The 25,348-nt window shown below is 62.9% G+C and carries 24 protein-coding genes, 2 tRNA genes and 1 other RNA gene; 14 read left to right on the top strand and 13 right to left on the bottom strand.

The window, feature by feature from the left end:
* Positions 1–6: 6 nt before the first annotated feature.
* Both ACWA13_RS10635 and aceE read right to left on the bottom strand, forming a co-directional pair.
* Positions 7–1,251 (bottom strand): PucR family transcriptional regulator, encoded by a 1,245-nt coding sequence (locus tag ACWA13_RS10635; protein ID WP_463933918.1) that lies wholly within the window; start codon positions 1,249–1,251, stop codon positions 7–9.
* 150 nt (positions 1,252–1,401) lie between these two features.
* Entirely contained in the window at positions 1,402–4,170 is a 2,769-nt protein-coding gene (gene aceE / locus ACWA13_RS10630; protein ID WP_463933916.1) for a pyruvate dehydrogenase (acetyl-transferring), homodimeric type, read from the bottom strand.
* Between the two features lie 471 nt (positions 4,171–4,641).
* Here aceE and ACWA13_RS10625 point away from each other — a divergent pair, with 471 nt between their 5' ends.
* From ACWA13_RS10625 to ACWA13_RS10600, 6 genes are all read left to right on the top strand, one after another.
* Positions 4,642–5,061, top strand: coding sequence for a DUF3052 domain-containing protein (locus ACWA13_RS10625; RefSeq protein WP_463933914.1), 420 nt, complete (start codon positions 4,642–4,644; stop codon positions 5,059–5,061).
* Positions 5,058–5,585, top strand: a complete 528-nt coding sequence (locus ACWA13_RS10620; RefSeq protein ID WP_463933912.1) for a peroxiredoxin — start codon at positions 5,058–5,060, stop codon at positions 5,583–5,585. Before ACWA13_RS10625 ends, ACWA13_RS10620 begins: the two co-directional genes overlap by 4 nt.
* A 4-nt stretch (positions 5,586–5,589) precedes the next feature.
* Positions 5,590–6,510 carry an NAD-dependent protein deacetylase gene (locus ACWA13_RS10615; protein ID WP_463933910.1) on the top strand — a complete coding sequence of 307 codons (921 nt, stop codon included), beginning with the start codon at positions 5,590–5,592 and terminating at the stop codon, positions 6,508–6,510.
* An 86-nt stretch (positions 6,511–6,596) separates the two neighbouring features.
* Positions 6,597–6,672 (top strand) — tRNA-Val (locus ACWA13_RS10610).
* A gap of 134 nt (positions 6,673–6,806) precedes the next feature.
* Entirely contained in the window at positions 6,807–7,322 is a 516-nt protein-coding gene (locus ACWA13_RS10605; RefSeq protein WP_463933908.1) for an N-acetyltransferase family protein, read from the top strand.
* 83 nt (positions 7,323–7,405) lie between these two features.
* Positions 7,406–7,696 (top strand): hypothetical protein, encoded by a 291-nt coding sequence (locus ACWA13_RS10600; protein ID WP_463933906.1) that lies wholly within the window; start codon positions 7,406–7,408, stop codon positions 7,694–7,696.
* A 155-nt stretch (positions 7,697–7,851) separates the two neighbouring features.
* Here the strand turns inward: ACWA13_RS10600 and ACWA13_RS10595 are convergent, their stop codons facing one another.
* Positions 7,852–8,586 carry a FadR/GntR family transcriptional regulator gene (locus ACWA13_RS10595; RefSeq protein ID WP_463933905.1) on the bottom strand — a complete coding sequence of 245 codons (735 nt, stop codon included), beginning with the start codon at positions 8,584–8,586 and terminating at the stop codon, positions 7,852–7,854.
* A gap of 180 nt (positions 8,587–8,766) precedes the next feature.
* Here ACWA13_RS10595 and gndA point away from each other — a divergent pair, with 180 nt between their 5' ends.
* Complete coding sequence (gene gndA, locus ACWA13_RS10590) at positions 8,767–10,203, top strand: NADP-dependent phosphogluconate dehydrogenase (RefSeq protein WP_463933903.1); 1,437 nt, start codon at positions 8,767–8,769, stop codon at positions 10,201–10,203.
* Between the two features lie 113 nt (positions 10,204–10,316).
* On the opposite strand, the gene epsC is transcribed toward gndA, so the two are convergent.
* From epsC to msrA, 3 genes are all read right to left on the bottom strand, one after another.
* A complete protein-coding gene (gene epsC / locus ACWA13_RS10585; protein WP_463933901.1) occupies positions 10,317–10,892 on the bottom strand; it encodes a serine O-acetyltransferase EpsC in 576 nt (191 codons plus the stop codon).
* A 36-nt stretch (positions 10,893–10,928) separates the two neighbouring features.
* Entirely contained in the window at positions 10,929–11,864 is a 936-nt protein-coding gene (gene cysK / locus ACWA13_RS10580; protein ID WP_463933899.1) for a cysteine synthase A, read from the bottom strand.
* A gap of 65 nt (positions 11,865–11,929) precedes the next feature.
* Positions 11,930–12,454, bottom strand: coding sequence for a peptide-methionine (S)-S-oxide reductase MsrA (gene msrA, locus ACWA13_RS10575; RefSeq protein WP_463933897.1), 525 nt, complete (start codon positions 12,452–12,454; stop codon positions 11,930–11,932).
* 122 nt (positions 12,455–12,576) lie between these two features.
* On the opposite strand from msrA, the gene ACWA13_RS10570 reads away from it, so the two are divergent.
* Together ACWA13_RS10570 and ACWA13_RS10565 are read left to right on the top strand one after the other, a co-directional pair.
* Positions 12,577–13,497 (top strand): Nif3-like dinuclear metal center hexameric protein, encoded by a 921-nt coding sequence (locus tag ACWA13_RS10570; RefSeq protein WP_463933895.1) that lies wholly within the window; start codon positions 12,577–12,579, stop codon positions 13,495–13,497.
* Between the two features lie 121 nt (positions 13,498–13,618).
* Positions 13,619–14,356 (top strand): zinc ribbon domain-containing protein, encoded by a 738-nt coding sequence (locus tag ACWA13_RS10565; protein ID WP_463933893.1) that lies wholly within the window; start codon positions 13,619–13,621, stop codon positions 14,354–14,356.
* 5 nt (positions 14,357–14,361) lie between these two features.
* Here ACWA13_RS10565 and ACWA13_RS10560 read toward each other — a convergent pair whose 3' ends face one another.
* Entirely contained in the window at positions 14,362–15,132 is a 771-nt protein-coding gene (locus ACWA13_RS10560; RefSeq protein WP_463933892.1) for a YaaA family protein, read from the bottom strand.
* Positions 15,133–15,188: 56 nt separating this feature from the next.
* Between ACWA13_RS10560 and rnpB the strand changes: the two genes are divergently transcribed.
* The 4 genes from rnpB (at position 15,189) to ACWA13_RS10540 (ending at position 18,546) form a co-directional block, all read left to right on the top strand.
* Positions 15,189–15,573, top strand: an RNA gene (gene rnpB, locus ACWA13_RS10555) — RNase P RNA component class A.
* A 262-nt stretch (positions 15,574–15,835) separates the two neighbouring features.
* Positions 15,836–17,317 carry a glyceraldehyde-3-phosphate dehydrogenase gene (locus tag ACWA13_RS10550; RefSeq protein WP_463933890.1) on the top strand — a complete coding sequence of 494 codons (1,482 nt, stop codon included), beginning with the start codon at positions 15,836–15,838 and terminating at the stop codon, positions 17,315–17,317.
* Positions 17,318–17,391: 74 nt separating this feature from the next.
* Positions 17,392–17,601, top strand: a complete 210-nt coding sequence (locus ACWA13_RS10545) for a hypothetical protein (protein WP_463933888.1) — start codon at positions 17,392–17,394, stop codon at positions 17,599–17,601.
* A 147-nt stretch (positions 17,602–17,748) separates the two neighbouring features.
* Positions 17,749–18,546 carry an HNH endonuclease family protein gene (locus ACWA13_RS10540; protein ID WP_463933886.1) on the top strand — a complete coding sequence of 266 codons (798 nt, stop codon included), beginning with the start codon at positions 17,749–17,751 and terminating at the stop codon, positions 18,544–18,546.
* Here ACWA13_RS10540 and ACWA13_RS10535 read toward each other — a convergent pair.
* The 4 genes from ACWA13_RS10535 to orn all read right to left on the bottom strand — a co-directional run bounded on the left by ACWA13_RS10535 (position 18,543) and on the right by orn (position 20,965).
* Positions 18,543–19,436, bottom strand: coding sequence for an acyltransferase domain-containing protein (locus tag ACWA13_RS10535; protein ID WP_463933884.1), 894 nt, complete (start codon positions 19,434–19,436; stop codon positions 18,543–18,545). The genes ACWA13_RS10540 and ACWA13_RS10535 overlap by 4 nt on opposite strands.
* Entirely contained in the window at positions 19,436–20,008 is a 573-nt protein-coding gene (def, locus tag ACWA13_RS10530; RefSeq protein ID WP_463933882.1) for a peptide deformylase, read from the bottom strand. Before def ends, ACWA13_RS10535 begins: the two co-directional genes overlap by 1 nt.
* A 97-nt stretch (positions 20,009–20,105) precedes the next feature.
* Positions 20,106–20,178 (bottom strand) — tRNA-His (locus ACWA13_RS10525).
* 172 nt (positions 20,179–20,350) lie between these two features.
* Complete coding sequence (gene orn, locus ACWA13_RS10520; RefSeq protein WP_463933881.1) at positions 20,351–20,965, bottom strand: oligoribonuclease; 615 nt, start codon at positions 20,963–20,965, stop codon at positions 20,351–20,353.
* A 158-nt stretch (positions 20,966–21,123) separates the two neighbouring features.
* Between orn and mptB the strand changes: the two genes are divergently transcribed.
* On the top strand, positions 21,124–22,650 hold the full coding sequence (gene mptB, locus ACWA13_RS10515; protein WP_463933879.1) for a polyprenol phosphomannose-dependent alpha 1,6 mannosyltransferase MptB: 1,527 nt from the start codon (positions 21,124–21,126) through the stop codon (positions 22,648–22,650).
* Positions 22,651–22,688: 38 nt separating this feature from the next.
* Here mptB and ACWA13_RS10510 read toward each other — a convergent pair whose 3' ends face one another.
* Positions 22,689–23,837 (bottom strand): glycosyltransferase 87 family protein, encoded by a 1,149-nt coding sequence (locus ACWA13_RS10510; protein WP_463933877.1) that lies wholly within the window; start codon positions 23,835–23,837, stop codon positions 22,689–22,691.
* Between the two features lie 136 nt (positions 23,838–23,973).
* Positions 23,974–25,290: a glycosyltransferase 87 family protein gene (locus tag ACWA13_RS10505; RefSeq protein ID WP_463937907.1), complete on the bottom strand. Its 1,317-nt coding sequence runs from the start codon at positions 25,288–25,290 to the stop codon at positions 23,974–23,976.
* Positions 25,291–25,348 lie beyond the last annotated feature (58 nt).

The raw sequence follows: 25,348 nt of genomic DNA, 5'->3' as shown, positions 1-25,348 counted from the left end.
AACGGATTAGTTCTGGTTCCGCGTGGGCTGCCGTTCGGCAGGGGCCCTCGGCGGAGCCGCGAGCCGTCCAACAACCAGCGCTGCCTGCAGGACAAACGCCTCCCGCGGCAGGAGCGGATCCCAGCCCGTAACGTCACAAACACGCTTCAGGCGGTAACGGACCGTGTTGGCATGGACGAATAGTTCACGTGCTGTTGCTTCCAAAGAATGGCCCAGTTCCAGGTAGGTACCCAGTGTCTCGACCAATCCGTTCGAAGCCGCGAGCAACGGCCGGTAGATGTTCTTGATCAGTGAGCGGCGCGCGGCGTCGTCGCCGGAGATAACGCGTTCGGGAAGCAGATCGTCGGCCGCTACCGGACGTGGTGCTGAAGGCCAGGCCTTCGCTGCGGTGAGGCCGGCGAATGCCGACTGCGCCGACGCGCTGGCATCCAGCAGGGTGCCAGCTTCCGGTCCATAGACGACGGGGCCGGGGGCAAACATTTCGCTCAGTTTCACGAAGGCGGTGTCCCGGTCGTGCACACCGCCCAGGATCAGGATGAGGCGGTCTCCCTGGATTCCCACCAGCGCGTCTTCTGCATAACGGCCGGCGGTCCGGCGCAGTTCGCTGACATAGCTGGCGCTGGGCTCGGAGGGGGAGTTGCCCACCATCACGGTAAACCGTTCCTGGGCCTTCCAGCCCAGCGCGGCAATCCGGGAGCGCAGGGCGTCCGTGTTCTCTCCGCGCAGGATGGCGTCGACAATCAGGGCTTCCAGCCGCGTGTCCCAGGAACCGCGCGATTCGGCAGCGCGGGCGTAAACGTCCGCGGCTGCGAAGGCAACTTCACGTGAGTACCTCAGTACGGCTTCCCGGAGCGACGGCTGATCAGCCTCCGGTGCGATGACCGGCACCTGGTCCTCCACTACTTCAACGACGATCCGGATGAGTTGCAGTGCTTTCTGGAGGCTGATGGAGCGCGTCAGCTCTGTGGGGGCCGTCCCGAAGACATCGGAGAGGATCCAGGACGGCGAGCTGGGCCTTTCGTACCACGTCACGAAGGCGGCGATACCGTTCTGGGCCACCAGGCCAAGCGCGGAGCGTTCATCCGAACTGAGCCGGCTGTACCAGGGGAGGGACGTCTCCAGCTTCCGCATGGTGGTGGTGGACAGCAGGCCGACATTGCTCCGCAGCTTCTTAAGGGTTTCCTTCTTCTCCGGGGTCAGGCCACGGGAACCCGTTGTGGGTTTTGTGGAAGGAACGGTTTGCTCTGGCATTCATTGAGCATACGGTGCGGAGCTTCGAAGCTCCATTTGTGCAAAGGCTACAACTGCGTTTGCCTTCCGTCACAACGGGAAATGCCGACGGCGGGGTCCCCACCCGGTGGTGGGGACCCCGCCGTCGTGCCCTAACGAGTGCGTCCGGGACTAGGACTCGCCGCCCGCGCCTCCGGTGGTACCGGCATTGACGTCGTGCAGGCGGTACTTCTCGATGGCCTGGGCCGGGGCCTGGGTGTCAACCTCGCCACGGCGGGCCAGCATCTCCAGGGCACGGACCACAATCGAGTGGGTGTCGTTCTTGAAGAACCGGCGTGCAGCGGCGCGGGTGTCTGAGAAGCCGAATCCGTCGGCGCCCAGGGTGGCGAATTCATTCGGGACGAATTGGCGGATCTGATCCGGCACGGCCTTCATGTAGTCGGACACCGCAACAACAGGGCCGGTGGCTCCGGCCAGCTGCTGGGCAACAAACGGTACACGGGCAGGCTGGCCCGGGTTCAGGAAGGCTTCCTCCTCGGCGGCGAGGCCGTCGCGGCGGAGTTCGTTCCATGACGTCACGGACCAGACATCTGCGGAGACGCCCCAGTCCTCGGCGAGGATCCGTTGTGCCTCGATGGCCCACGGAACAGAGACGCCGGACGCCAGGAGCTGGGTGCGGGGGCCGTCGATCTTGGCAGGTGCCAGCAGGTAGATGCCCTTCAGGACGCCCTCGACATCCAGTTCCTCAGGCTCGGCTGGCTGGACAATCGGCTCGTTGTACACCGTGATGTAGTACATCAGGTTCTTGTCCGTGCTGTCTTCGCCGTACATCCGCTCCAGGCCGTCGCGAACAATGTGGCCCATTTCGTAGCCATACGCGGGGTCGTAGGTGACTACTGCCGGGTTGGTTGACGCCAGCAGCGGCGAGTGGCCGTCCGCGTGCTGGAGGCCTTCACCGGTGAGGGTGGTGCGGCCGGCCGTGGCACCGATGATGAACCCTCGGGCCATCTGGTCGCCGGCTGCCCAGAAGGCATCGCCGGTCCGCTGGAATCCGAACATGGAGTAGAACACGTAGATCGGAACCAGCGGCACACCGTGGGTGGCGTAGGCGGTGCCGGCGGCGGTGAAGGCTGCCACAGCGCCGGCCTCGTTGATGCCGGGGTGGATCAACTGGCCCTGGGCCGACTCCTTGTAGGCAAGAACCAGGTCGCGGTCCACGGACAGGTAGTTCTGGCCCTTCGGGTTGTAGATCTTCGCAGTCGGGAAGAACGCATCCATACCGAAGGTGCGGGCCTCATCCGGAATGATCGGCGCGATGTGCTGGCCGAAATTCTTGTCCCGCATCAGGTCCTTGAGGAGCCTGACGAAAGCCATGGTGGTGGCAGCCTGCTGCTTGCCCGAGCCACGCTTGGCAACCTCGTAGGACTTGGCCTCCGGAAGGCTGATGGAATCGTGCTTGGACCGGCGCTCAGGGACAAAGCCACCCAGCGCAGCGCGGCGTTCCATCATGTACTTGATTTCCGGGGCATCCTGGCCCGGGTGGTAGTACGGCGGCTGGTAGAGGTCATTTTCCAGCTGCTCGTCGGTGATCGGAATCCGGAGGTGGTCCCGGAACTTCTTCAGGTCATCGAGGGTGAGCTTCTTCATCTGGTGGGTCGCGTTGCGTCCCTCGAAGTGCGGCCCGAGGCCATAGCCCTTGACGGTCTTGGCCAGAATGACGGTGGGCTTGCCCTTGAATTCGGTGGCTGCCTTGTACGCCGCGTAGACCTTGCGGTAGTCGTGGCCACCACGCTTAAGGTTCCAGATCTGGTCGTCCGTGAGGTCCGAAACCATGTCCTTGGTTTCGGGGGACTTGCCAAAGAAGTGCTCCCGGACGAACCCGCCGGACTCGGCCTTGAAAGTCTGGTAATCGCCGTCGGGGGTTTCGTTCATGATCTTCACCAGGGCGCCATTGGTGTCCTTGGTGAGAAGTTCATCCCATTCGCGGCCCCAGACCACCTTGATGACGTTCCAGCCTGCGCCGCGGAAGAACGCTTCGAGTTCCTGCATGATCTTGCCGTTACCGCGAACCGGGCCGTCGAGGCGCTGGAGGTTGCAGTTGATGACGAAGTTCAGGTTGTCCAGGTTCTCATTCGCGGCCAGCTGGAGCAGGCCACGCGACTCGGGCTCGTCCATTTCGCCATCGCCCAGAAACGCCCAGACCTGCTGGTCCGAGGTGTCCTTGAGCCCGCGGTTGTGAAGGTAGCGGTTGGACTGTGCCTGGTAGATCGCATTCATGGGACCGATGCCCATGGAAACCGTGGGGAACTCCCAGAACTCCGGCATCAGGCGCGGGTGCGGGTACGAAGACAGGGCATGTCCCTCGCGGGACTTCTCCTGGCGGAACCCGTCAAGGTCCTCTTCGGTGAGGCGCCCTTCCATGAATGCCCGGGCATACATGCCCGGGGAGGCGTGGCCCTGGAAGAACACCTGGTCTCCGCCGCCCGGGTGGTCCTTGCCGCGGAAGAAGTGGTTGAAGCCGACCTCATACAAGGTTGCAGCGCCGGCGTAGGTAGAGATGTGGCCACCAACGCCGATGTTGGCCCGCTGGGCACGGTGGACCATGACTGCTGCATTCCAGCGCATGTACGCGCGGTAGCGGCGTTCGTAGTCCTCGTTGCCGGGGAACGGTGCTTCCTGGTCAACCGGAATGGTGTTCACGTAGTCCGTGGTGGTCACCATGGGTACGCCCACGCTTTGGGCTCCGGCGCGCTGCAACAGGCTGCGCATGATGTACTGGGCACGTTCTGTGCCCTGTTCCCTGATCAGTGAATCCAGGGACTCGACCCATTCGGCGGTCTCTTCCGGATCACGATCGGGCAGCTGGTTAGTCAACCCGCTGAGGATATGGGAGGTATCTTCTCCTGCAGCCACGTCCAACCTCTCTTTGCGCGCAGTCATCGGCGCACTTAGGCCGGGCAGGGTGGCTGCCAAGCGAAAACGCGACGTGTGCGACGTATCGGTTACAACAGCCCGGTCATGTGTGCCGGGCAGGGTCCTTGGACAGCTACTCCTGCATGTCATAGCGAAAGCTCACGACTGGGCGGTTGCCCCGCAGGAATTGCTGCCTCAGCCCACTCTAGCTCTGACGCAACCGCGATGCGTAGCCGGGGAACGGTGCCGGCAGGTAATTGTTGGTCATACTCTTATGTATGACGGAAAGCCGTTGACGGGAGCGGAAGGCGCCCCGCTGTGACGCAGAATGTAGCGGATCGCAGTGCGGGCAGCTTGAAGACCTGGCTCAAAGGGTGTTGGCTTGTGGTAATGGATATCACTCTGCAGCAAGACACGCACTTAGAAATACCGTCAGATACACCGCAAGATGTACAGCAGGAACCCGCAACGGGAACAAACAAGGCATTGGAGGAACACGTGAGCGAGGCCGACGCCGCCACTTCGGTAAATGTGGCGGAAAAATTGGGTTTCAAAAATGGGGATCTGATTCAGGAGTTCGGCTACGACGACGACGTCGATTTCGACTTGCGTGACGACATCGAGGACCTCACAGGTTCAGAGCTGCTCGACGAAGATGACCATGAAGTTGTTGACGCAGTCATCTTCTGGTGGCGGGATGGCGACGGCGACCTCGTGGACAACCTCGTTGATTCGTTGACCACGCTGACCGAAGGCGGCATCGTCTGGGTCCTCACCCCGAAGCAGGGGCGTGAGGGTTACGTCTCGCCGTCGGACATCCAGGACGCAGCACCTACCGCAGGTCTGCACCTCACCTCTTCTGTTGGCGTCTCCAAGGACTGGAGCGCGACGCGGTTGGTGACCAGGAAGAACAAGTGAGCACTGCGGACTCTTCCGTACCGCAGGCCGGGTCTGTTGCCCCGGACTTTGAGCTTTCCAACCAGCACGGTGAGCCCATCAGGCTTTCGTCGTTGCGGGGACAGAACGTCGTCATTGTGTTTTATCCCTTTGCCTTCTCAGGCATCTGCACGGGTGAACTGCGTGAGATCCGGGACAACCTCCCGGATTTCACAGCGGCGAATGCCACTGTGCTCGCCATTTCAGTAGACAGCAAGTTCACCCTCCGGGCCTACGCGGACAAGGAAGGCTACGACTTCGACCTCCTGGCCGACTTTTGGCCGCACGGCGGGGTGGCATCCCTTTACGGTGTCTTTGATCCGGTCAGCGGGATGGCGGGACGGGGCACGTTCATCATTGATGCAGGCGGCATCATCCGTCATGTCGTGCTCAATCCCCGGGGCCGTGCGCGGGATCCGGAGGAGTACCGGCGGGCGCTGGAAAGATTAGCGACGGCGGCGGCGGGCCAATCCGCCCCGGTGTCCGTCGGATCGGCGCGGGGCTGACCTCATGGCGGCGCCGGGAGCAGGAACCGGACTGACGGGTTTTGCCCGTCTGCCGGCGAAGGCGCCCGCCTCTGTTGATGCTGCTGTGCTGCCGGGCCTGATCGCGATCCGCCACCTGCTGGCTGGCAAGCGCTTTACTCTCCTGACGGGTGCCGGGCTTAGTACGGATTCCGGCATCCCTGATTACCGGGGCCCTGACTCAGCGCCGCGCTCGCCTATGACGTACCAGCAGTTCGTAGGCGATCCGGCTAACCGGCAGCGGTATTGGGCCAGGAACCACATTGGCTGGTCCCACTTGCGCCATGCAGATCCCAACGAAGGACACCGGGCTGTGGCCACGATGGAGGAACGCGGGCTCCTGACCGGGCTCATCACCCAGAATGTGGACCGCCTCCATGAGGACGCAGGCAGCGTCAATGTGGTGGACCTGCATGGCCGCTTCGACCAGGTGGTTTGCCTTGCTTGCCAGCGCAGGTACTCGCGTCAGATGCTTGCCGAGGTCCTTGAAGAGCTGAATCCGGACTTCCTGCAGGCAGCCCTGGATGCAGGGCTTGTCGAGGCCGCACCGGATGCCGACGCCACCGTGGAAGACGAATCGCTGATCAGTAGCTTTGTCGTTGCGATGTGTCCTGCCTGTGGTGGAACGCTCAAGCCCGACTTCGTCTTTTTCGGCGAGAACGTGCCGAAAGACCGTGTGGAACAGTGTTACGCGATGGTCGATGAGGGCGGTGCTCTGCTGGTGGCGGGATCGTCTTTGACAGTGATGAGCGGACTCCGCTTTGTCAGGCATGCGGCCAAACACGGCAAGCCCGTCGTGATCATCAACAGGGGTGCCACCCGGGGTGATGCCCTGGCCACCATGACGCTTGCAGCGGGCGTGTCCGAGTCCCTGGCCTGGCTTGCACGGGAATTGCCGGCGCCTTGAGCTGCGTCGATTGGCTTTTGCTCCGGGATGTCGGGTAGAGTTGCTGTTCGTTGGTTGACGCGGCAAGCCGTTCAGACCGGCAGATTGGGTCTTTAGCTCAGCTGGTAGAGCGCCACGTTTACACCGTGGATGTCATCGGTTCGATCCCGGTAGGACCCACCACAGAAAACAGCCCCCGAGCGCGTAAAAGCGTGTCGGGGGCTGTTTCGTTTCTTCGCCTGGTCCTTGGGCTGCTCCCGGGTTGTCCTCGTTGCCGGCGGGAGCGCGGGTACGTTCAACGGCGGGAGGCGGAATCAATGGAGAAGCCGGATGAAGGCGATCATGTGCCGTCGTGGTCCTTACGGGCGGGAAAAGACGCAGACTTCCTGCAGTGCGCCGAGCTTTGGATGCGGGCGGTATCGCTCCGTGACGGCACACCTAGCGATCCTGAGATGAAACGGAGAGCACTTGCCAAGCTCACGGTACCGGGAAGCATACTTTCCATCGCGGAGAAGGGAACCAGGACCATCGGATTCGTAGCGGCCGTTGAGAAGACGCCGCAGGAAATAGCCGGCAGAGCGCACCTGGCTTTGCTCGCGGTGGATCCTGCTTGCCAATCCCAGGGGCTGGGGCGCTCCCTGCTCGCCAATATCACCGACACCCTCATGGCGCAGGGATTCACTGAAATTACGCTCGGCGTCCTTGAGGAGAACCTGGCGGCGCGCAGGATCTACGAGACCGCGGGCTGGCAGGCGACCGGGCGGGGGGTCTTCAAGGATTCAGGGCGGCCCTGCATCCACTACCTGCTGAGACCGAAAGCAATGACTGCATAAGCACTTTCCTTCGTGCAGGCGACGCATGCTGCAGCATCACGAGTGTCCAAGGCATTGTCAGTGCCTTCCCTTACCGTGGCGGCATGGAACACGTGGTACTCAAAACTTCCCCTGACGGTTCACCTCTGGCGGTCGTGCGAGACGGGAATGAATGGCTTGTCGGCGCCGAGCCGGTCCGGTGGTACGAGCGGGTCAACTGGTGGGAGTCCGAGCGGCGAATGCCGCGGGGAGCCGGCCGGGTTGATATTGAAATCCTTCAAGTGCAGGCGCGGCTGGGCCGGACCAGCGGTTCCGAGTTGGTCACCATGGAACTGGTTCGGGACGGTCAGGGCGGCGGCTGGCAGGTGCGGGCAATGCCGGCAGCCGCTGCCTGACCGGGGGACAGGGACGCCCGGTTAAAGTGGAGGGCCTTCCACCGCGACTATTGGGGGATGCCGCGGTGGAAGGCTTGAAATGAATATACAGTGAACAATCCGCAAACAAAAAATCCAATCGATGGCTAAGTTCTCATCCCCACGGAACCAGTAGTTCACCGGCCGCTGGGCCGCACGGGAATGAAGATTCTGGGCTGATCAACCCAGGTGTCGGACATCCGGGACATGGTGCGGCCCATGATCCTGGCCGAGGCGTCCCGGGCCGCAGCAGCGTCTGCGGCGCTGACGGCCTCGGCCAGGTCCACATGCCACTGCAGGGCGGCCTCGTGCGGATGGTCCGGCATGAGGCCATGCATGGTGCGGCCGGTCAGAGTCTCCGCCACCTGGCCCATCAGGTTGGCGAACATTTCGTTCCCCGAACCGGAGAGCAGTAGTGAGTGGAAGGCGATATCCAGCTCCAGGAACCGGGGCACGTCACCGGCGTGGCCGGCGTCGCGCATTGCGTGGGCGACGTCCACCAGCTCACTTCGGAGGGCAGCCGGTGCGTTGAGAGCGGCCAGTTCCGCGGCGGCTGGTTCGACGGCGGAACGCAACTCGGCCAATGAGCGCAACTGTGCGCCGCGGCCTTCACTGGCGAGCCGCCAGCGGATGACCTGCTGGTCAAAAGGGTTCCAGCTGCTGACCGGAAGCACCCGGATGCCGACGCGCTTGATGGTCTCCACCAGGCCCAGGGACTGCAACACCCGGACGGCCTCCCTGATGACAGACCGGGAAACCTGCAGTTCCTCTTCGAGCTGTTCTGCCAGCATCACGTGGCCGGCGGACAGTTCCCCATTGATGATGCGGGTGCCCAGGTTCTCAATGGCACGGTGGTGCAGGCTGGTTGACATGAGACAAGCCTAATGCGCGGCAGGCCCCGTTATTGGTCCGCATCCTAGACTGGGAGGACAGCCAGCATTCCAAAAGATGGGCAGCGGTTTTCCGGGGTCCACTGAATATATATGCTTTATTACGAGCACACCACGTATTCACACCACGTACCCGCCTCACAGACCTGAATTGGAGTTTTGATGTCTGCACACATCGGTGTCACCGGCCTCGCGGTAATGGGCGCCAACCTGGCCCGCAACCTGGCTCGGAACGGCTTTACCGTTGCCTTGCACAACCGCTCGGTCGAAAAGACCGACGTCCTGCTGGAAAAGTACGGAACTGAAGGCGACTTCATCCGCACCGAAACCCTCCAGGAACTGGTGGACTCCCTGGAGAAGCCCCGCCGCGTCCTGATCATGGTCAAGGCCGGCAAGCCGGTTGACTCCGTTATCGAACAGCTTGAGCCCCTCCTGGAAGCGGGCGACATCATCATCGACGCCGGCAACTCCCACTACGAGGACACCCGCCGCCGGGAAGCCGCGCTGGCCAAGAAGGACCTGCACTTCGTGGGCATCGGTGTTTCCGGTGGCGAAGAAGGCGCCCTTAACGGGCCCTCCATCATGCCGGGCGGCTCCAAGGAGTCCTACGACGCCCTGGGCCCGCTGCTGGAGAAGATTGCGGCCCACGTCGACGGCCAGCCCTGCTGCGCCTGGATCGGCACTGACGGCGCCGGCCACTTCGTCAAGATGGTGCACAACGGCATCGAATACGCCGATATGCAGGTCATTGGTGAAGCCTTCGACCTGCTGCGTTCCGGTGCCGGGATCGAACCTGCAGAGCAGTCCAAGATTTTCGCCGAGTGGAACAAGGGCGATCTGGCCTCCTTCCTGATCGAAATCTCCGCCGAAGTCCTCGGTCACGTCGACGCCCGCTCCGGAAAGCCGTTCGTAGACGTCGTCGTCGATGCTGCCGGCCAGAAGGGCACAGGCCGCTGGACCGTTATCTCCGCGCTGGAACTCGGCTCGCCGACGTCAGGCATTGCCGAATCCGTGTTCGCCCGCGCACTGTCCTCACAGACGGAGCAGCGCAAGCTGGCGCAGGAACTGCTGGCCGGCGAAGAAATCCCCGTCGAAATCCCGGACACCTTCGTCGAAGACGTCCGGCAGGCGCTGTACGCCTCCAAGCTGGTCTCCTACGCCCAGGGCCTGGACATGCTGACTTCCGCTGCCAAGGAATACGGCTGGGACCTCAAGCTGGATGAAATCGCCTCGCTGTGGCGCGGCGGCTGCATCATCCGCGCCGAGCTGCTCAAGGAAATCACCAAGGCCTACGCTGCCGAGGACAAGCCGGCCAACCTGCTGTTCGCCCCGGCGTTCACCAAGGCGATCGCCGAGGTCCTGCCCGCCTGGCGCCGCGTGGTCTCCACCGCCGTCCAGCTGGGCATCCCGGTTCCGGTCTTCTCGTCCTCACTGGCTTACTACGACGGCCTGCGCCGTAAGCGACTGCCCGCTGCCGTAATCCAGGGCCAGCGCGACCTTTTCGGCGCCCACACCTACGGCCGGGTCGACGTCGAGGGCACGTTCCACACCCTGTGGGGCGAGGACAAGTCCGAGATCGAAGCTGTGGACACACACTGATTCCACCTCTGCCGGCACCAAGCCGGTGAAAATAGAAATGGCCGGCAACCCTTGGGGCTGCCGGCCACTTCTGTTTACAGGGATTCTTTAATGTTGCAGGGATTCTCTGATGCCTAGATGACGTAGTACTCTGCCGGATCCACCGCAGGCTTGGTCTCGCTGCGGGCATCGCGGTGCCGCCAGGTGGCAGGAACGCCAGTCAGGATGGACGCCGGCGGAGCGTCTTTCACAACCACGGCGTTGGCGCCTACGGCGCTGTCGCTGCCGATGGTAATAGGCCCCAGGATTTTCGCCCCGGCTCCAATGGTGACGCGGTCTCCGATGGTGGGATGCCGCTTGACCCTCGCCAGTGAGCGTCCACCGAGCGTGACGCCGTGGTACATCATGACGTCCTCGCCGATTTCAGCTGTTTCACCGATCACTACACCCATGCCGTGGTCGATGAAGAACCGGCGCCCGATCGTGGCGCCGGGATGGATCTCGATGCCGGTCAGGAACCGGCCAAACTGCGATATCAGCCGTGCCGGGAAACGAAGGGCAGGATTCTGCCAGAGCAGATGCGTCAGCCGGTGGATCCAGATGGCATGCAAGCCGGAGTACGCAAAAATGTTCTCGAAAGAACCTCGAGCCGCCGGGTCATGTGACCGGGCGGCTTCAAGGTCTTCTTTTAGTCGTGCAAAAAAGCCCAAGGGGTTCTTTCTGCCGGAGGGGACCTTGCGGGCTGGTTAGCCGCGGATGTCGTCGTAAAGGACTGTGGAGATGTAACGCTCACCGAAGTCACAGACAACTGCAACAATCAGCTTGCCGGCGTTTTCCGGCCGCTTGGCCAACTCCAGGGCGCCCCAGACGATTGCTCCGGAGGAAATACCGCCCAGGATGCCTTCCTTGACGCCCAGTTCGCGGGCAACCGCGACGGAGTCTTCGAGGGTGGCATCCAGAACTTCGTCGTAGACATTGGTGTCCAAAAGTTCCGGGATAAAGTTGGCGCCAATGCCCTGGATCTTGTGGGGTCCGGGGCTGCCACCGTTGAGGATGGGGGAGTCCTTGGGCTCCACGGCCACAATCTGCACGCCGGGCTTGCGCTCCTTCAGGAACTGGCCGACGCCGGTGATGGTACCGCCGGTGCCTACGCCGGAGACGAAGATGTCCACCTCGCCGTCGGTGTCAGCCCAGATTTCCTCGGCCGTGGTGGCCCGGTGGATGGCCGGGTTGGCCTCGTTGGCGAACTGCTGGGCCCAGACGGAGTTCTCCGTGTTGGCGACGATCTCCTGGGCCTTCTCCACAGCACCGCGCATGCCCTCGGAACCGGGGGTCAGGACGATCTCAGCACCGTAGGCGCGGAGCATAACGCGGCGCTCGGTGGACATGGTCTCCGGCATGGTCAGGATGACCTTGTAACCGCGGGCCGCGCCCACCATGGCCAGGGCGATGCCCGTGTTGCCCGAGGTGCCTTCCACGATGGTTCCACCCGGCTTAAGTGCGCCGGACTTCTCCGCGGCATCAATGATGGCTACGCCGATGCGGTCCTTAACGCTGTTGGCAGGGTTGTAGAACTCCAGTTTGACGGCCACTGTGGCGTCAAGGCCTTCAGCGATCCGGTTGAGGCGGACCAGCGGGGTACCGCCGATCAGCTGCGTTACATCGTCGTAGATCCGTGCCATGTGCAAACGCCTATCTCTAAGGAGTGAATACTGGGGTCAGCCTAACCAGCCACGTGACGGCGTTGCTAAGCATTAAGCCATGCAGAGTAATATTTCCTTGCCTTCGCCAGCTTGGGGTTGATGATGACCTGGCAGTATCCCTGTTCCGGATACTTGGCGTAGTAGTTCTGGTGGATTTCCTCAGCCACATGGAAGCGCGGCAGCCTGACCAACTCAGTGACAATCGGATCACGCCACAGCGACTGGTTGCGTTCGATGGCTTCCTCAAAGAGGATCTTCTGTTCGGTGGTCTCATAGAACATCACCGAACGGTACTGGGTGCCAACGTCGTAGCCCTGCCGGTTGAGCGTGGTGGGATCGTGGAGGGCGAAGAACATGTCCAGGATCACTTCCTCCGGGATCACCGATTCGTCGAAGGTGACGGCGACAACCTCAGCGTGGCCGGTCGTTCCGTCGCACACGGAGTAGTAATCAGGATTCGGGTCATGGCCACCGGTGTAGCCGGACACCACCGACTTCACGCCGCGGGTTCGCTGGTAGACCGCATCGAGGCACCAGAAGCAGCCTCCGCCAAGAACAAAAGTTTTCATGCCCTCTTCAATGCTTGACGGCGCCGGAGAATTCCCGCTGGCTTCCAGCCTAGGCGATCGCGCACGGTTCAAAGTCGCCGCAAGGTTCGCGGCGGGCCGTGCGCATAGGGTAAAACGGTGGGATGGAAGCTGTAGAACCTGACTCTCCCGATGGCGCCGAGGTCGCCGGCAATGACGGTGGGGGAGGCGACGGCGGGACCTCGTCCGAGGCGCCTACGCTCGCTGAAGTGCTCCTCGCCGTTGAGGAGCTCTGGCCGGAGTCCCTGGCCGAGAGCTGGGATGAAGTGGGCCTGGTTGCCGGCCGTCCGGCACGGAAGGTCAACCGGATCATGTTGGCCGTTGATCCCACGCTGGAAGTCATCGAGGAAGCCGTCGAATGGGGTGCGGAACTGCTGCTCACCCACCATCCTTTGCTGCTCCGCGGGGTCACCTCCGTTGCGGCCACCACCGCCAAGGGCGAGGCCGTGCATCGCCTGATCGAGTCCGGAACAGCGCTGCTGACCGTTCACACCAATGGTGATTCCGCCATCGGAGGTGTTTCCGATGTCCTGGCCGATGCATTGGGGATCCAGGACGCACACCCCCTCACTCCATCCGCCCAGGGATTGCCGGAGGAAGGTATAGGCCGGGTGGGCGAGTTGTCCGAAGCAGTAACGCTGGGCGACTTTGCCGCGCGTGTCTTCGGCATCCTGCCTTCCGTTGCCGGGGGAGTCCGGGTGGCAGGTGACCGATCCGGGGTGGTGCGTCGCGTGGCTGTCTGCGGTGGCGCGGGGGATTCCCTGTTCGAGGAGGTACGGGCCAGCGGGGCGGATGTCTACGTGACCGCTGATCTTCGGCACCATCCAGCTTCGGAAGCCCGGGAATCCGCCGTCGACGGCCGGCCCTACCTGATCGACGTCTCACACTTTGCCAGCGAATGGCTGTGGCTTCCGGCCGCTGCCGCGGCACTGGGCAACGTGCTCTCCGACCAGGGCCACGATGTCGAGATCCAGGTGAGCGGAACCAACAGTGACCCTTGGGACTTCATACTCACTCCGGGCTAAGCCTGGTGTTCGAGGGCCCCGGGTGAGCGAAGCGAACCGGGGGAGCAGGCCAGGCGCTAGAGTCTATACAGCGCCGCGAGGCGCGCCGGCGGGTGCCGGCGTAAACTTATGGAGGTAAATAGTGGCCAAGGCAGCACCGGCGGAACAGTTGAAGTTGCTTGAATTGCAGGCGTTGGATGCCAAATTGACTTCGCTTGCCAGCCGCCGCCGCGTCCTGGAATCAGATCCGCGCATCATCGACTTGCAGGCGGCGCTGTCCGTGGCCAACGGCCAGCTCGGAGCGGCGAAGGTGGCCGTCCACGATGCCGAGGCCGAGCTCAAGAAGGCGGAGGCCGACGTCGAACAGGTTGCCTCACGCATTGAGCGCGACGAAGCACGGCTGAACAGCGGCACGGGACTCTCGAAGGACCTCGTCGCCCTGCAGAAGGACATTGTCTCCCTGAACAAGCGCCGCTCGGACCTCGAAGACGTTGAGCTGGAGGTCTTGGAGCGCCTGGACACACTGCGTGCCACACAGGCCCAGCAACAGGAGATCGTTGACGGCATTCAGGGCTCCTTCGCGGGAATCCGGGCCGAACTGGACGAGGCATTGGCCGAGGTTGAAGCAGAAGCTACCGTGGTCCGCGGCCAGCGCGCCGAATTTGCCGCAGGACTGGATGCCGGAATGCTGGCCATTTACGAGAAGACGCTGGCCAAGCGCGGGGTAGGCGCGGCACGCCTGTTCCACGGCAAGTCCGAGGGCTCCGGGATGCAGCTGAGCCCGGGCGACCTCGCGGAGATCAAGTCCGCTGCAGAGGACGCCATCGTCTTCTGCCCCGACTCAGGCTGCATCCTGGTGCGCTCATCTGAGTGGGCCTGACCCCGCTAAGACCCGGTGGGGAGGATGATGTTCAGCGCATGGGCCTTCCCTGCCGAACCGGCAACCAGCTCCGCTGCCCATTTCTCCCGGGTGGCCTTCAGTAGTTCCGACGGCGTTGCGGCCGGTTTGCCGCGCCGGCTCAGCAGATGCCGGGCCAGCTCGCCCCGGGTGTGCTTGGCGAAGTGGCTCACCACTTTCCGGACGCCATTAACCTCGGTGAAGACGTTCACGGCCACAGTCCGCCCTGCAGGCGGGGCCCAGGCAGCGGCATAAGTGCTGGAGCGGCAGTCCACCAGGAGATGTCCCTCGGTGTGTTCGGCCAGTGCCGCCGCAAGCTGCGGCTTCCAGAATGAGGCGAGCCGCCCAACGCCGGGCAGCGCGGTCCCCATGGACAGCCGGTAGGCGGGCACGCTGTCGCCAAAACGGATGGCACCCCACAGCGCTGACACAATCAAGACGTCGCGGTCGGCTTTGCGCCGTTGGGTGGAGGTAAGGGTCCGGTAACCCAGGGCGTCGTACAGCACGCCCGAATAAATGCTGTGCGCGGGTGCGGCAGGTTCGGCGTGAAGCCGGGTATTACGTTCGACGTCGCCACTGAGTGATGCGCCGACGCCCAGTAGCGCGAGGGCATCCTGGTGCGCACTGACCGTCCCGAGCGTTTCCAGCACCTGTGCCCTGGAATTGTTAAGTTCAGGGAAACTCAACTCGGACCAGTCCACGGCTGTGCCTTTGACTGCCGGGGTTTTGCCTTCGGACGGGGGGAGGAGAATCAGCACCCGTAGATCCTACCGGGAAGGAACTGCCGGGCCTGCCCGGTAGACTGGTGGACGGATGGGTTGACCAGGCGGCCGCGCGTCACGCAAGTGGCTCGAGGAACGTCCGGGCTCCATAGAGCAGGGTGGTGGGTAACGCCCACTCGGGGTAACCCGCAGGACAGTGCCACAGAGAACAGACCGCCTGCTGTCCCGTCCTTGACGGGGAGGCAGGTAAGGGTGAAACGGTGGTGTAAGAGACCACCAGCTCCCCGGGTGACCGGGGAGGCTAGGTAAACCCCACCCGGAGCAAGGCCAGACAGGGCATGATTGAGGGCTGCTCGCCCGAGTGCCCGGGTAGGCCGCTGGAGGACGTCGGCAACGGCGTTCGTAGATGGATGGCCGCCACCCCCTGACGGCAACGGCAGGGGAGGACAGAACCCGGCGTATCGGTCAACCCATCCACCTTCCATACACACGTAATGCGCCCGGTCATGTGAGTGACTTCACGGCCTTGAGGGCGTTGAGCGCATGCCCCGGACTCTAGAATGGGTACCGGACGTAGAAGTTCCTCCGCCGGATATGCGTTCACAGCCGGCGGTTTTTCTTTGCGCTGATCCAGATACCAGGGCTGGACCGAAGCCCCGGAGCTGCGCCATCGGATAACCTCCGGCGGCGGACTTCCGCACACAGGGACGTGGGCGGTTGAACCGAGGAAGGTAGTTGAGTGAGCCAGACTTCAGACTCTTGTCTTGATACGTGGATGGGCCGGGAGGCTCTTGCCGAGGCCATGATTCCCGTGATTGGCCGGTTGTACCGCGAAAACAACGTGGTCACCAGCATTCACGGACGAAGCTTGATTAACAAGTCCACCATGAACATCCTCAAGGCACACCGTTTCGCCCGCCGGATGAGCAAGGACGAACTGCGCCTGGAGGAGACCGCCCCGCTGCTGGACACCCTCGCCGGACTGGACCTGGGTGCGGCAGCCATCGACATCGCCCGCCTGAACCAGAAGTTCAAGGCCGAGGGCAACGGCGCCACCCTGGAAGAGTTCCTTCGCGCCGAACTGGCCGACGTTGTGGGTAAGCGCGGCGCAGACGACCGCACCAGCACCGACGTCGTACTCTACGGCTTTGGCCGCATCGGCCGCCTGCTGGCCCGCCTCCTGATCGAAAAGGCCGGTGGCGGCCACGGCCTGCGCCTCCGCGCCATCGTGGTCCGCCGGGGCTCCGACAAGGACCTCTCCAAGCGCGCCAGCCTGCTGCGCCGCGACTCGGTGCACGGTTCCTTCGAAGGCACCATCCGCATTGACGAGGAAGCCAACACCATCACTGCCAACGGTGTACAGGTCCAGGTCATCTACTCGGACAACCCGGCCACCATTGACTACACCGTCTACGGGATCAGGGATGCCCTGGTGGTGGACAACACCGGCCGGTGGCGTGATGCCGAGGGTCTGTCCCAGCACCTGCAGAGCAAGGGCGTGGCCCGGGTCCTGCTGACTGCGCCCGGCAAGGGCGCCCTGAAGAACATCGTGCACGGCATCAACCACGGCAGCATCGAAGACACGGACCAGATCGTGTCCGCAGCGTCCTGCACCACGAACGCCATCACACCGGTGCTGAAAGCGATCAACGACAAATTTGGTGTAATCCATGGCCACGTGGAAACGGTGCACTCTTTCACCAACGACCAGAACCTGATCGACAACTTCCACAAGGGCGACCGCCGCGGGCGTTCGGCCGCGTTGAACATGGTCATCACCGAGACCGGTGCGGCCACCGCCGTCGCGAAGGCGCTCCCCGAACTCCAGGGCAAGCTTTCCGGCAGCTCCATCCGCGTTCCCACGCCGGACGTTTCGCTGGCCATCCTTAACCTGAGCCTGGAAAACGGCACCACCAAGGATGAAGTGAACGACTACCTGCGCCAGATGTCCCTGCATTCGGATCTGCGCAAGCAGATCGACTACATCGATTCCCCCGAGGTTGTGTCCACTGATTTCGTTGGTTCACGCCGTGCCGGCATCGTCGATGGTCTGGCGACGATTTCCAACGGCAAGAACGTTATTCTTTACGTCTGGTACGACAATGAATTTGGCTACAGCTGCCAGGTTGTCCGGGTGATGGAAGAGATGGCGGGCGTGAACCCGCCCTCGTTCCCTGCTAAGGAACCGGCTGCGGCGCTCGAGGCAATCGCCACCGCGTAGCACGGCAGCAGAAGTATCAGAGAATCCCGGCTGCTCCTCTGGAATCAGCCGGGATTCGGGCTCACACTGGTGGCATGGACACTGAATCAGCCGTGGAGCACGACACCGCCCTGGAACACGCCCTGGACGTGGCAAAGGCAAACCTCAAACAGGCAACAAAGCTGCTGAGCAACGCCAAGGCAGGCCATGCTGCCGGTGACGTTACAGCCGAGCGGGTCAGCCAGCTTGAAGACCTGTTCAAGCTGGCTGAGGAGGATTTGCGCAGGGTCATGCGGGAACAGTAGGGAAATCTGGCGTCCTCTGCTCCTCCACATTGTGGATATTGGCGAGACCGTCTGCGGTGTGCCCTAAGCTCTGTGGGTGCATGATTTAACCCCTGTAACGAACCAACCCGCGGAGGCCACCGCCTTACCACTGACAGGCCTGCCGACATGAGCCTCAACTGGCAGGCCTACCGGCGTACCCGGAGGCGATCCCGCCAGGCGTGGCTGGTGCTCGCTGTTGCGGGCACAGGGGTGATTCTTGGCACCGGCTGGTTCTTTGCCGAAGGACAGTTCGCCCTGGCCGAACCCTCCGTCGCCGGGCCCAGTGAAGTCCGGGTCTACGATGCCGAGTGGATGAAGCCCGTCATTGCTGTCCACGTTGTCCCGGACGTCAGGGCCGCGGAGGCCCTGGACTTTCTGGAAGTCAAAGGACGGGCGCCGAAGGACCAGTACTCCCGCGAGCAGTTCGGCCAGGCCTGGTCCGACGTTGACCGCAACGGATGCGACACACGCAACGACATCCTCCGGCGCGACCTCAGCGGGATCGAATTCTCCAAAAACTCTCAATGTGCCGTGGCGGCCGGAACCCTGGCCGAACCGTATACCGGCAAAGTGGTGGTCTTCCAGCGTGGAGCCCAAACCAGCCGGGAAGTCCAGATCGACCACGTGGTGGCGCTGGCGGATGCCTGGCAAAAGGGAGCCCAGGGGCTGACGCCTGCGCAGCGCCAAAGCCTGGCCAACGACCCCCTGAACCTGATCGCAGCGGACGGCGACGCTAATCAACAGAAGGGGGCGGGCGATACCGCCACCTGGCTGCCCAAGAACAAATCCATCCGCTGCCACTACGTCGCCCGGCAGGTTTCGGTCAAAGTGGCCTACCGTCTGTGGATAACCCAGGCCGAGAAGGACGCGATGAAACGCGTCCTGGATTCCTGCCCGGACCAACGAACCATCCGGGCCGACTAGGCGTCCTGGAGGCTTCCGATGTCCGGCAGTTGCAGGTGGCCATGGCCCAATTGCCAGGTGCCGCCGTCGTCAATTCTTTCCAGGACCGCCCGCTGGAGCGACGTTTCCCGTGGAAGACGGTCAAGGTCCTGCAGACCGCGCTTCCGGAAGGTGAAGTAGACCGCATCTTCGGGAGCATCAGTGCAATGCCCCACGACGAAGCGCCGGGCAAACGCGGCAATATTGCCGTGGGGGAGCACCCGGCTGAGGTAGGGATCAAGCATCCACGACGAGCACGTCGCCGCGCTGACCGGCTTGTCCGGAAAATGGGCAGCGAAGAAAGTCCGGGCAAGGGCCAGGCTGGCATCCACTGCGCCCGGTGTCAGTCCGGCCTCCCGTCCGGTCAGTTCCGGGATATGGATGTCCAAAACCCAGCCGCCATGGCCTTGGTTGGGCACCAGATGGTATTGAAGCCGGCCCAGCTGGAACATGCTGCCCGTCAGCTGCAGGGTCAGCCAGGACCAGGTTTCCAGGCCGAAGCTGCCATGGACCCGGCGGTGGATGGCCATTTGCCGTCCGATATCGGCAAGGATCAGGGCTGAGTCCTCCGCGGAAATGCCTTGTTGCCCATGCCACCGGACCACGCGGGGCGCGAAGCGCAGGATGGCCTCGATCCAGGTCTCTTCGGAGAGTCCGCCGTCCTCCGCAGGTTTTACGGCAAAAGACCCTAACCGGCGTTCCAGCTGTTCCATGGCCTGACGAACTCCGGATGAGGCAGCACGGGACAGCAGCGCAGCGCAGCTTGCCTTGTCAGCCTCATCGATACCAAGCAGCTCCAACCGCCGGGCAATGGCGTCGCTGTCCAGGGGCCCGGGATCCAGTGGCCGACTGTCTGTGGCTTCGGAACGCATCAGTGTCCGAACGGGTCGGGATCGACGCCGGGCATCCAGGTCAGGCCCGGCACGCCCCAGCCGTTGCGCTTGGCCTGCTTCATGGCCTTCCGCGCATACTTGTCGATCAGCCGGTTGACGTACAGCTTGCCGTCAAGGTGGTCGTATTCGTGCTGGATTACCCGCGCGAACCAGCCTGTGGCTTCAAAGTCCACGGGATTACCTTCGCCGTCGAAACCCTGCACACGGGCCCACTCGGCACGTTTCAGCGGATAGGCGCCGTCGGGGAAGGACAAGCAGCCTTCCTCTTCCTCATCCGGATCCGGCAGCGCTCCGGAGACTTTGGACAGCGTCAGCACCGGGTTGACCACCACGCCGGAGGGAGGGACGCCATCCTCGTTGGCGTACTTGTAGACGAAGATCCGTTTGCCCACTCCAACTTGCGGCGCCGCGAGTCCCACACCATTGGCGGCGTCGTTGGTTTCGAACATGTCCGCGATCAGGGTGCGGAGTTCGTCGTCGAAAACCTCCACCTCGGAAGCCCGCCGGTGGAGCACCGGTTCGCCCCAGATGGTGATTGGCAGAATGGTCATATCAAGGTCCTTCTCGCGAAGCCGGATAAAACAACAAAGGCTGCACCGGATAACCGGTGCAGCCTTTGTGGGGAACGGATCTGTACCGTCCTGAGCGGGTGAGCTACGGGGGTTGAACCCGCGACCTCCTGGACCACAACCAGGCGCTCTGCCAACTGAGCTAAGCCCACCATGTGCCATGCAGGACAGTCGAAGATCGGCTGTCCGGGAAGGCAACGTCAAATAGTTTACCTGCTGTTTGGGGGCACTTTGACCACTTTGGTGCTTTTGCTGCAAATTTCCCGCGAACTTCCCCCAAAAGTGCGGCAGATCACTCCCGGCCGCCCTGCTGGGTGCATTCTGCTACTCGTGGGCGGCACTGGCGAGACGCCGTGAAATTGCCTGCGCGGTTGCGGAATCCGGTCCCGGCGCCGGCACAAACACCGCCTCGCGGTAGTAGCGCAGTTCATTGATGGAGTCCCGGATATCTCCCAGCGCGCGGTGGCCGCCATGCTTGGGCGGCGACTGGAAGTACGCGCGGGCGAACCAGCGGCGGGACAGTTCCTTGATGGTGCTGACGTCAATCACCCGGTAGTGGAGATGCTCGACGACGGCAGGCATGTCCCGTGCCAGGAACACCCGGTCAGTGCCAACGGAGTTACCGCCCAGGGGAGCGCGCCGAGGATCCGGCACCCACTTTTCGATGTATTCGAGGACAGCCGCTTCGGCTTCCGCCATGGTCTTGCCGTGGGGGAGTTCCTCCAACAGGCCGGACGTGGTGTGCATCTCCCGCACAAAGTCGCTCATCTGGGCCAGGGCTGCGTCGGTGGGCTTGATGACGACGTCCACGCCGTCCCCCAGAATGTTCAGTTCGGAGTCCGTCACCAGGGCGGCAACTTCGATCAGGGCGTCGTTGCGGGCATCAAGCCCGGTCATTTCGCAGTCAATCCAGACGATGCGTTCGTTAGTTATAGGCACTCCGTCAGCCTACCGGCAACGGCTGTCACAACGCCTCCGGGGTTGCCCACCCAGCAGCCTGAATTGCACCGGCTGATATAATCACCAAGTCCGTTGAACCACTCCTCGAGTCTGTTCCGGCGCCGCTTCGACTACGTACCAGAAGGACTCAACCCATCATGAAGGCACGCGGTTCAAGCTCCGACGAGTCTGCCATCGCGCCTTCCAAAGCCTATGTGGCCACCCTCCAGGGTTTTATTGGTTCCCTGATGATGCTGGTTGGTTCAGTCGGCGCTGGCTGGATTGCCAACGGCTCTCCCATGATCCGGCACTGGCTTGTCATTGCGCTGCGCACAGAGGGCTGGGGCGTCACCGTCTCCACTGTCCTGCTGACAGTGGGCGCCATGCTCCTGACCCGCTCATGGCTGCGGCTCGGCCAGCGCCTGAAGGACTGGGGTGAAGGCTCCCTGCGCTCCGTGGTGGCAGCCGTGGCGGCATGGTCCGCTCCCATGATGTTCGCGGTGCCCATCTACTCCCGCGATGTTTACGCGTACACAGGCCAGGGGCGGCTGGTGCTTGAGGGCCAGGATCCCTACAACACCGGAATCAGCACCCTCAGCAACTGGTTCTCGCTCGGTGCTGATCCGGCATGGGCGGAATCCAAAACCCCTTACGGCCCCTACTTCCTCTGGCTCGCGCGCCTGGTTGTCCAGGTGACCGGGGCGCAGCCGGATTATTCGGTGCTGCTGTTCCGCGTCCTGGCGGGGATCGGCGTCGTACTTTGCGTAATTTACGTCCCCAAGCTCGCCGAACTTCACGGCGTCAGCGGCGCACGGGCACTGTGGATCGCTGTAGCCAATCCGCTGTTCCTGATCAGCTTCGTGGCCAGCGCGCACAACGACGGCCTGATGGTGGGCCTCGCCGTTGCCGGTGTTTACGCCGCAGCCACGGGCAGGCACGTCCTGGGCATCCTGCTGGTGACTGCCTCGATCGGGATCAAGCCCATCACCATCTTGCTGCTGCCGTTCCTTGGCTTGATGTGGGCAGGGCCCGGGGCCTCACTGCTGCGCCGGTTCCTCTTCTGGGGAGCCACCGCCGGGATCAGCTTCGTGGTGCTGGTGCTGAGCGGCATTCCGTACGGCCTGGGACTGGGCTGGACATGGGCCATCCTGGATCCCACGCCCGGCTATACGGGGTATTCGCCCTCCGGGCTGATCGGGCAGCAGGTGGAATGGCTGGCCAACGGCCTGGGATTGCCGGGACGTGACATCGCCAGTGTGCTTCGCAGCGGCCTGAAGCTGCTGAGCATCGTCGTGGTGCTGGTCCTGATGTTCCGCGGCTCGTACCCGCTGCTGGTGCGGCGCCTGGCGCTGGCATTTGCTGCTGTGGTGATGTTCGCGCCGATCATCCAGCCCTGGTATGTGCTCTGGTTCATTCCGTTCCTGGCCGTTACCGGCATCCGCAATGACTGGCAGATCAAGTCCCTGTACATCGTCATTACGTTCTTCGTGGTGTTCGGCGCCCAGGACCAGCTGTCCGTCTGGTCCTTTGTGGAACTGAACGTGTCGGCGTCGTCCCTTGCCTCGGTGATCACACTGGCCTTCACCGTTTACCTGCTGGTCTTTGACCCGCACACCCGCAAGCTGCTGGTGGAAGGCAAGCCCCAAACATGGCTTCAGGCGCGGAGCAAGGTAACCCTGCCCTAGCGTCTGCATTGGCCGAGTCAGCATGGTGACCGATACGGTCAGGCCGTTGCCAGGCGCCCGGCGCGTGCCCTTCTGCCCAGTTCCAGGGTGCGCTGTACGGACCACCAGAGCAGCACCACCAGAAGCACGTTCCGCGCGGTCAGGACGGCTGCCATCAGCGGATTGGCGTGGATAAGAGGCGTGTAGAACAACGGGTAAATGATGAACGTGGCCATCGCTATGCCCATCAGCAAAGCCGCAGGGACCTTCCATCGGTGCCAGTCATGGGTGAGCCCGGCAATAACCACAGGCGCCAGCCAGATAATGAACTGGGGCGAGCCAACCTTGTTGAAGACCACGAAGGCAGTGGTCATCAGCAGCGCTCCTTCGAGGAACAGTTCCTCGCGTTCGGCGCCGTTCTGAAGCGCCCAGGCCAGCAGGACAGCTCCACCAATGGCTGCGAGAATCAGCAACGGCTGCATCAGCGTCGCCGCTACCGCGGCACCCGGGCCGTAGACCTCCGTGGAGTTGATGGCAACGTTGTCAGCGATGCGGGAATCTGAAATTCCCAGGACGCTGAGCCATACCCACGGAGTGGAGAATGTGGCTTCCAGTTGCATGCCGCGCTCGCCCTGGTTGGTCAGGAAGTCCATAAGGTGCGCGACGCCGCCGGAAAGCCAGGTGCCGGCCGCTACCACTGCCGTCACCGCCACGCCGGATAGGAAGATCTGCACCCGCCTGCGGCTGGCGATCATGATAGGTACAAGGACCGCCGCGGGCCATACCTTGATCCAGGTGGCGATACTCAGGAGCACACCGGCCACCACCGGCCTGTGCGCCGCCACCAGCAGGGCCACCAGGACAATGGGTCCGGTGATTCCCTCAACGCGCGCAAAGCTCAGGTAGCCCATAAATACTGTGAAGAACAGCCACCACCATGCCGGAGCTATACCGGCCACCCGGCGTGTTCCGGACGTAAGGAACGCAAGGGCCGCGCCATTCAGTGCTGTGATGATCAGCGTCCAGACCAGCAGGTAAGCGTCCGGGCCGGCAATGTTGGCCAGGAAGATGGGCAGTTGGGCAAGGACGGGGTAAACCCAGGGGCTGATCTTGCCGTCAAGATCTTCAGGGTTGTATCCGGCGGTAGCCCACTGGCGGTACTGCTCAGTATCAGAGAAAGTCCCGCCGCTGAGGAAGAAACTGGCCATCCAGCCAAGGAAGTACACGTGGACGACGGCGAATCCCCACCAGACGCTGGAGCGTCGGGTGAACCATTGGACTGCTGCCGGCGGCAGAACGGCGTCACGGGCGCGTACCAGCCGGTCGAAAAATGAGACAGGAATTTCAGGACTCCTTGAGTGCGGGGTGTGCTGTTTCTGCGGCGGGTTGTTTCCGGCCCAGCAGGTACAACCGCCGCAGTGACCAGCCGAAGAGCACAATCAGCAGGACGTTGCGCAAAGTAAGGACCAGTGCCATGACCGGGTTGTTGTGGCTCAGGGCATCGTAGAACAACGGATAGATGCAAAACGTCGCCAGCCCGATGACGACCAGCATGGCCGCCGGTACTCGCCATTCCCTGAAGGAGTGTGCCAGCCCGACAGCAACGGCAGGCGCAAGCCACACCATGAACTGCGGGGACCCTACTTTGTTGAAGACCACGAATGCTGTGGCCATGGTCAGCGATCCGGCGAGCAGGAGTTCGGTGCGGTCCACGCCGCCGGACCGGTTGCCGTTGTGCAGTGCCCAAAAGGTCAGACCGGCTACCAGCAGGGCCGCGACGATCAGCAGCGGCTGCATCAGCGCGGCCATCAGGGTGGTGCCCGGGCCGTCAACCTGCATCGAATTGATGTCCGTGTTCATGTACATACGGGAATCGCCAATGCGAAGGACGGAAAGCCACAGCCAGGGCGTGGTGAAAGTTGCCTCGAGCTGCATCCCGCGTTCACCCTGCTGGGTGAGGAAGTTCAGCAGTTTGGGCAGTGAACCGATCGACGCCGCCAGACCCACTACCAGGGCTGAAACCACAACTCCGGCGAGCACGATCTGCAGCCGGGTTTTCACCACGGTAAACAGCGAAAGCATCACGGCGGCGGGCCAGACTTTTACCCACGTTCCGATGGCAAGGAGCACGCCGGCCACGAACGGGCGCTTAACGCCGTAAGCCAGGGCGATCAGCACCAGGGGAGCGGTCAGTCCGTCCACGCGTGCGAAGCCCAACCAGCCCAGGAGGAGGACGAAGGACAACCACCACCAGCCGGCAGCAAGGGAGGCGGCATGTCGTCCCCAGTCAGTGAGCTTGCCCAGCGCGATCCCGTTCAGGACGGTCGTCATCAGTACCCACAGGAGAAAGTAGGGCCCGGAACCTGCCACGCCCGCGAGGTAGAGCGGGATCAGCGCCAGGATCGGATAAACCCAGGGGCTGGGGCCGCCCGACAACCGGTCATCGTCAAATCCGGCTGCTGCCCACTCCCGGTAGATGAAAGTATCGCTGAACGCCTCTCCCCTGAGGGAGAGAATCAGTGCGAAGGTGAGGAACCCGGTGTGAATGAGGATAAATCCCCAGAGAAGGCCCCGCGGGGTCAGCAGGGCGCGTTCCCAACTGTCCGGGAGGACCCTCCGCCGGAACCGGGTGAGTGCACTGAAGAAAGAATCGGCAGAGATGGGAGGCGTCCTTCTCGGTTGGCGACGGCAGCCCGCAGGCGCAGTCTGTTTTATGACA

The sequence above is a fragment of the Pseudarthrobacter sp. TRD_SC_9 genome, from assembly GCF_055361265.1.
Note: the sequence above shows the minus strand (reverse complement) of the source record. Positions and strands in the feature narration are given on the sequence as shown.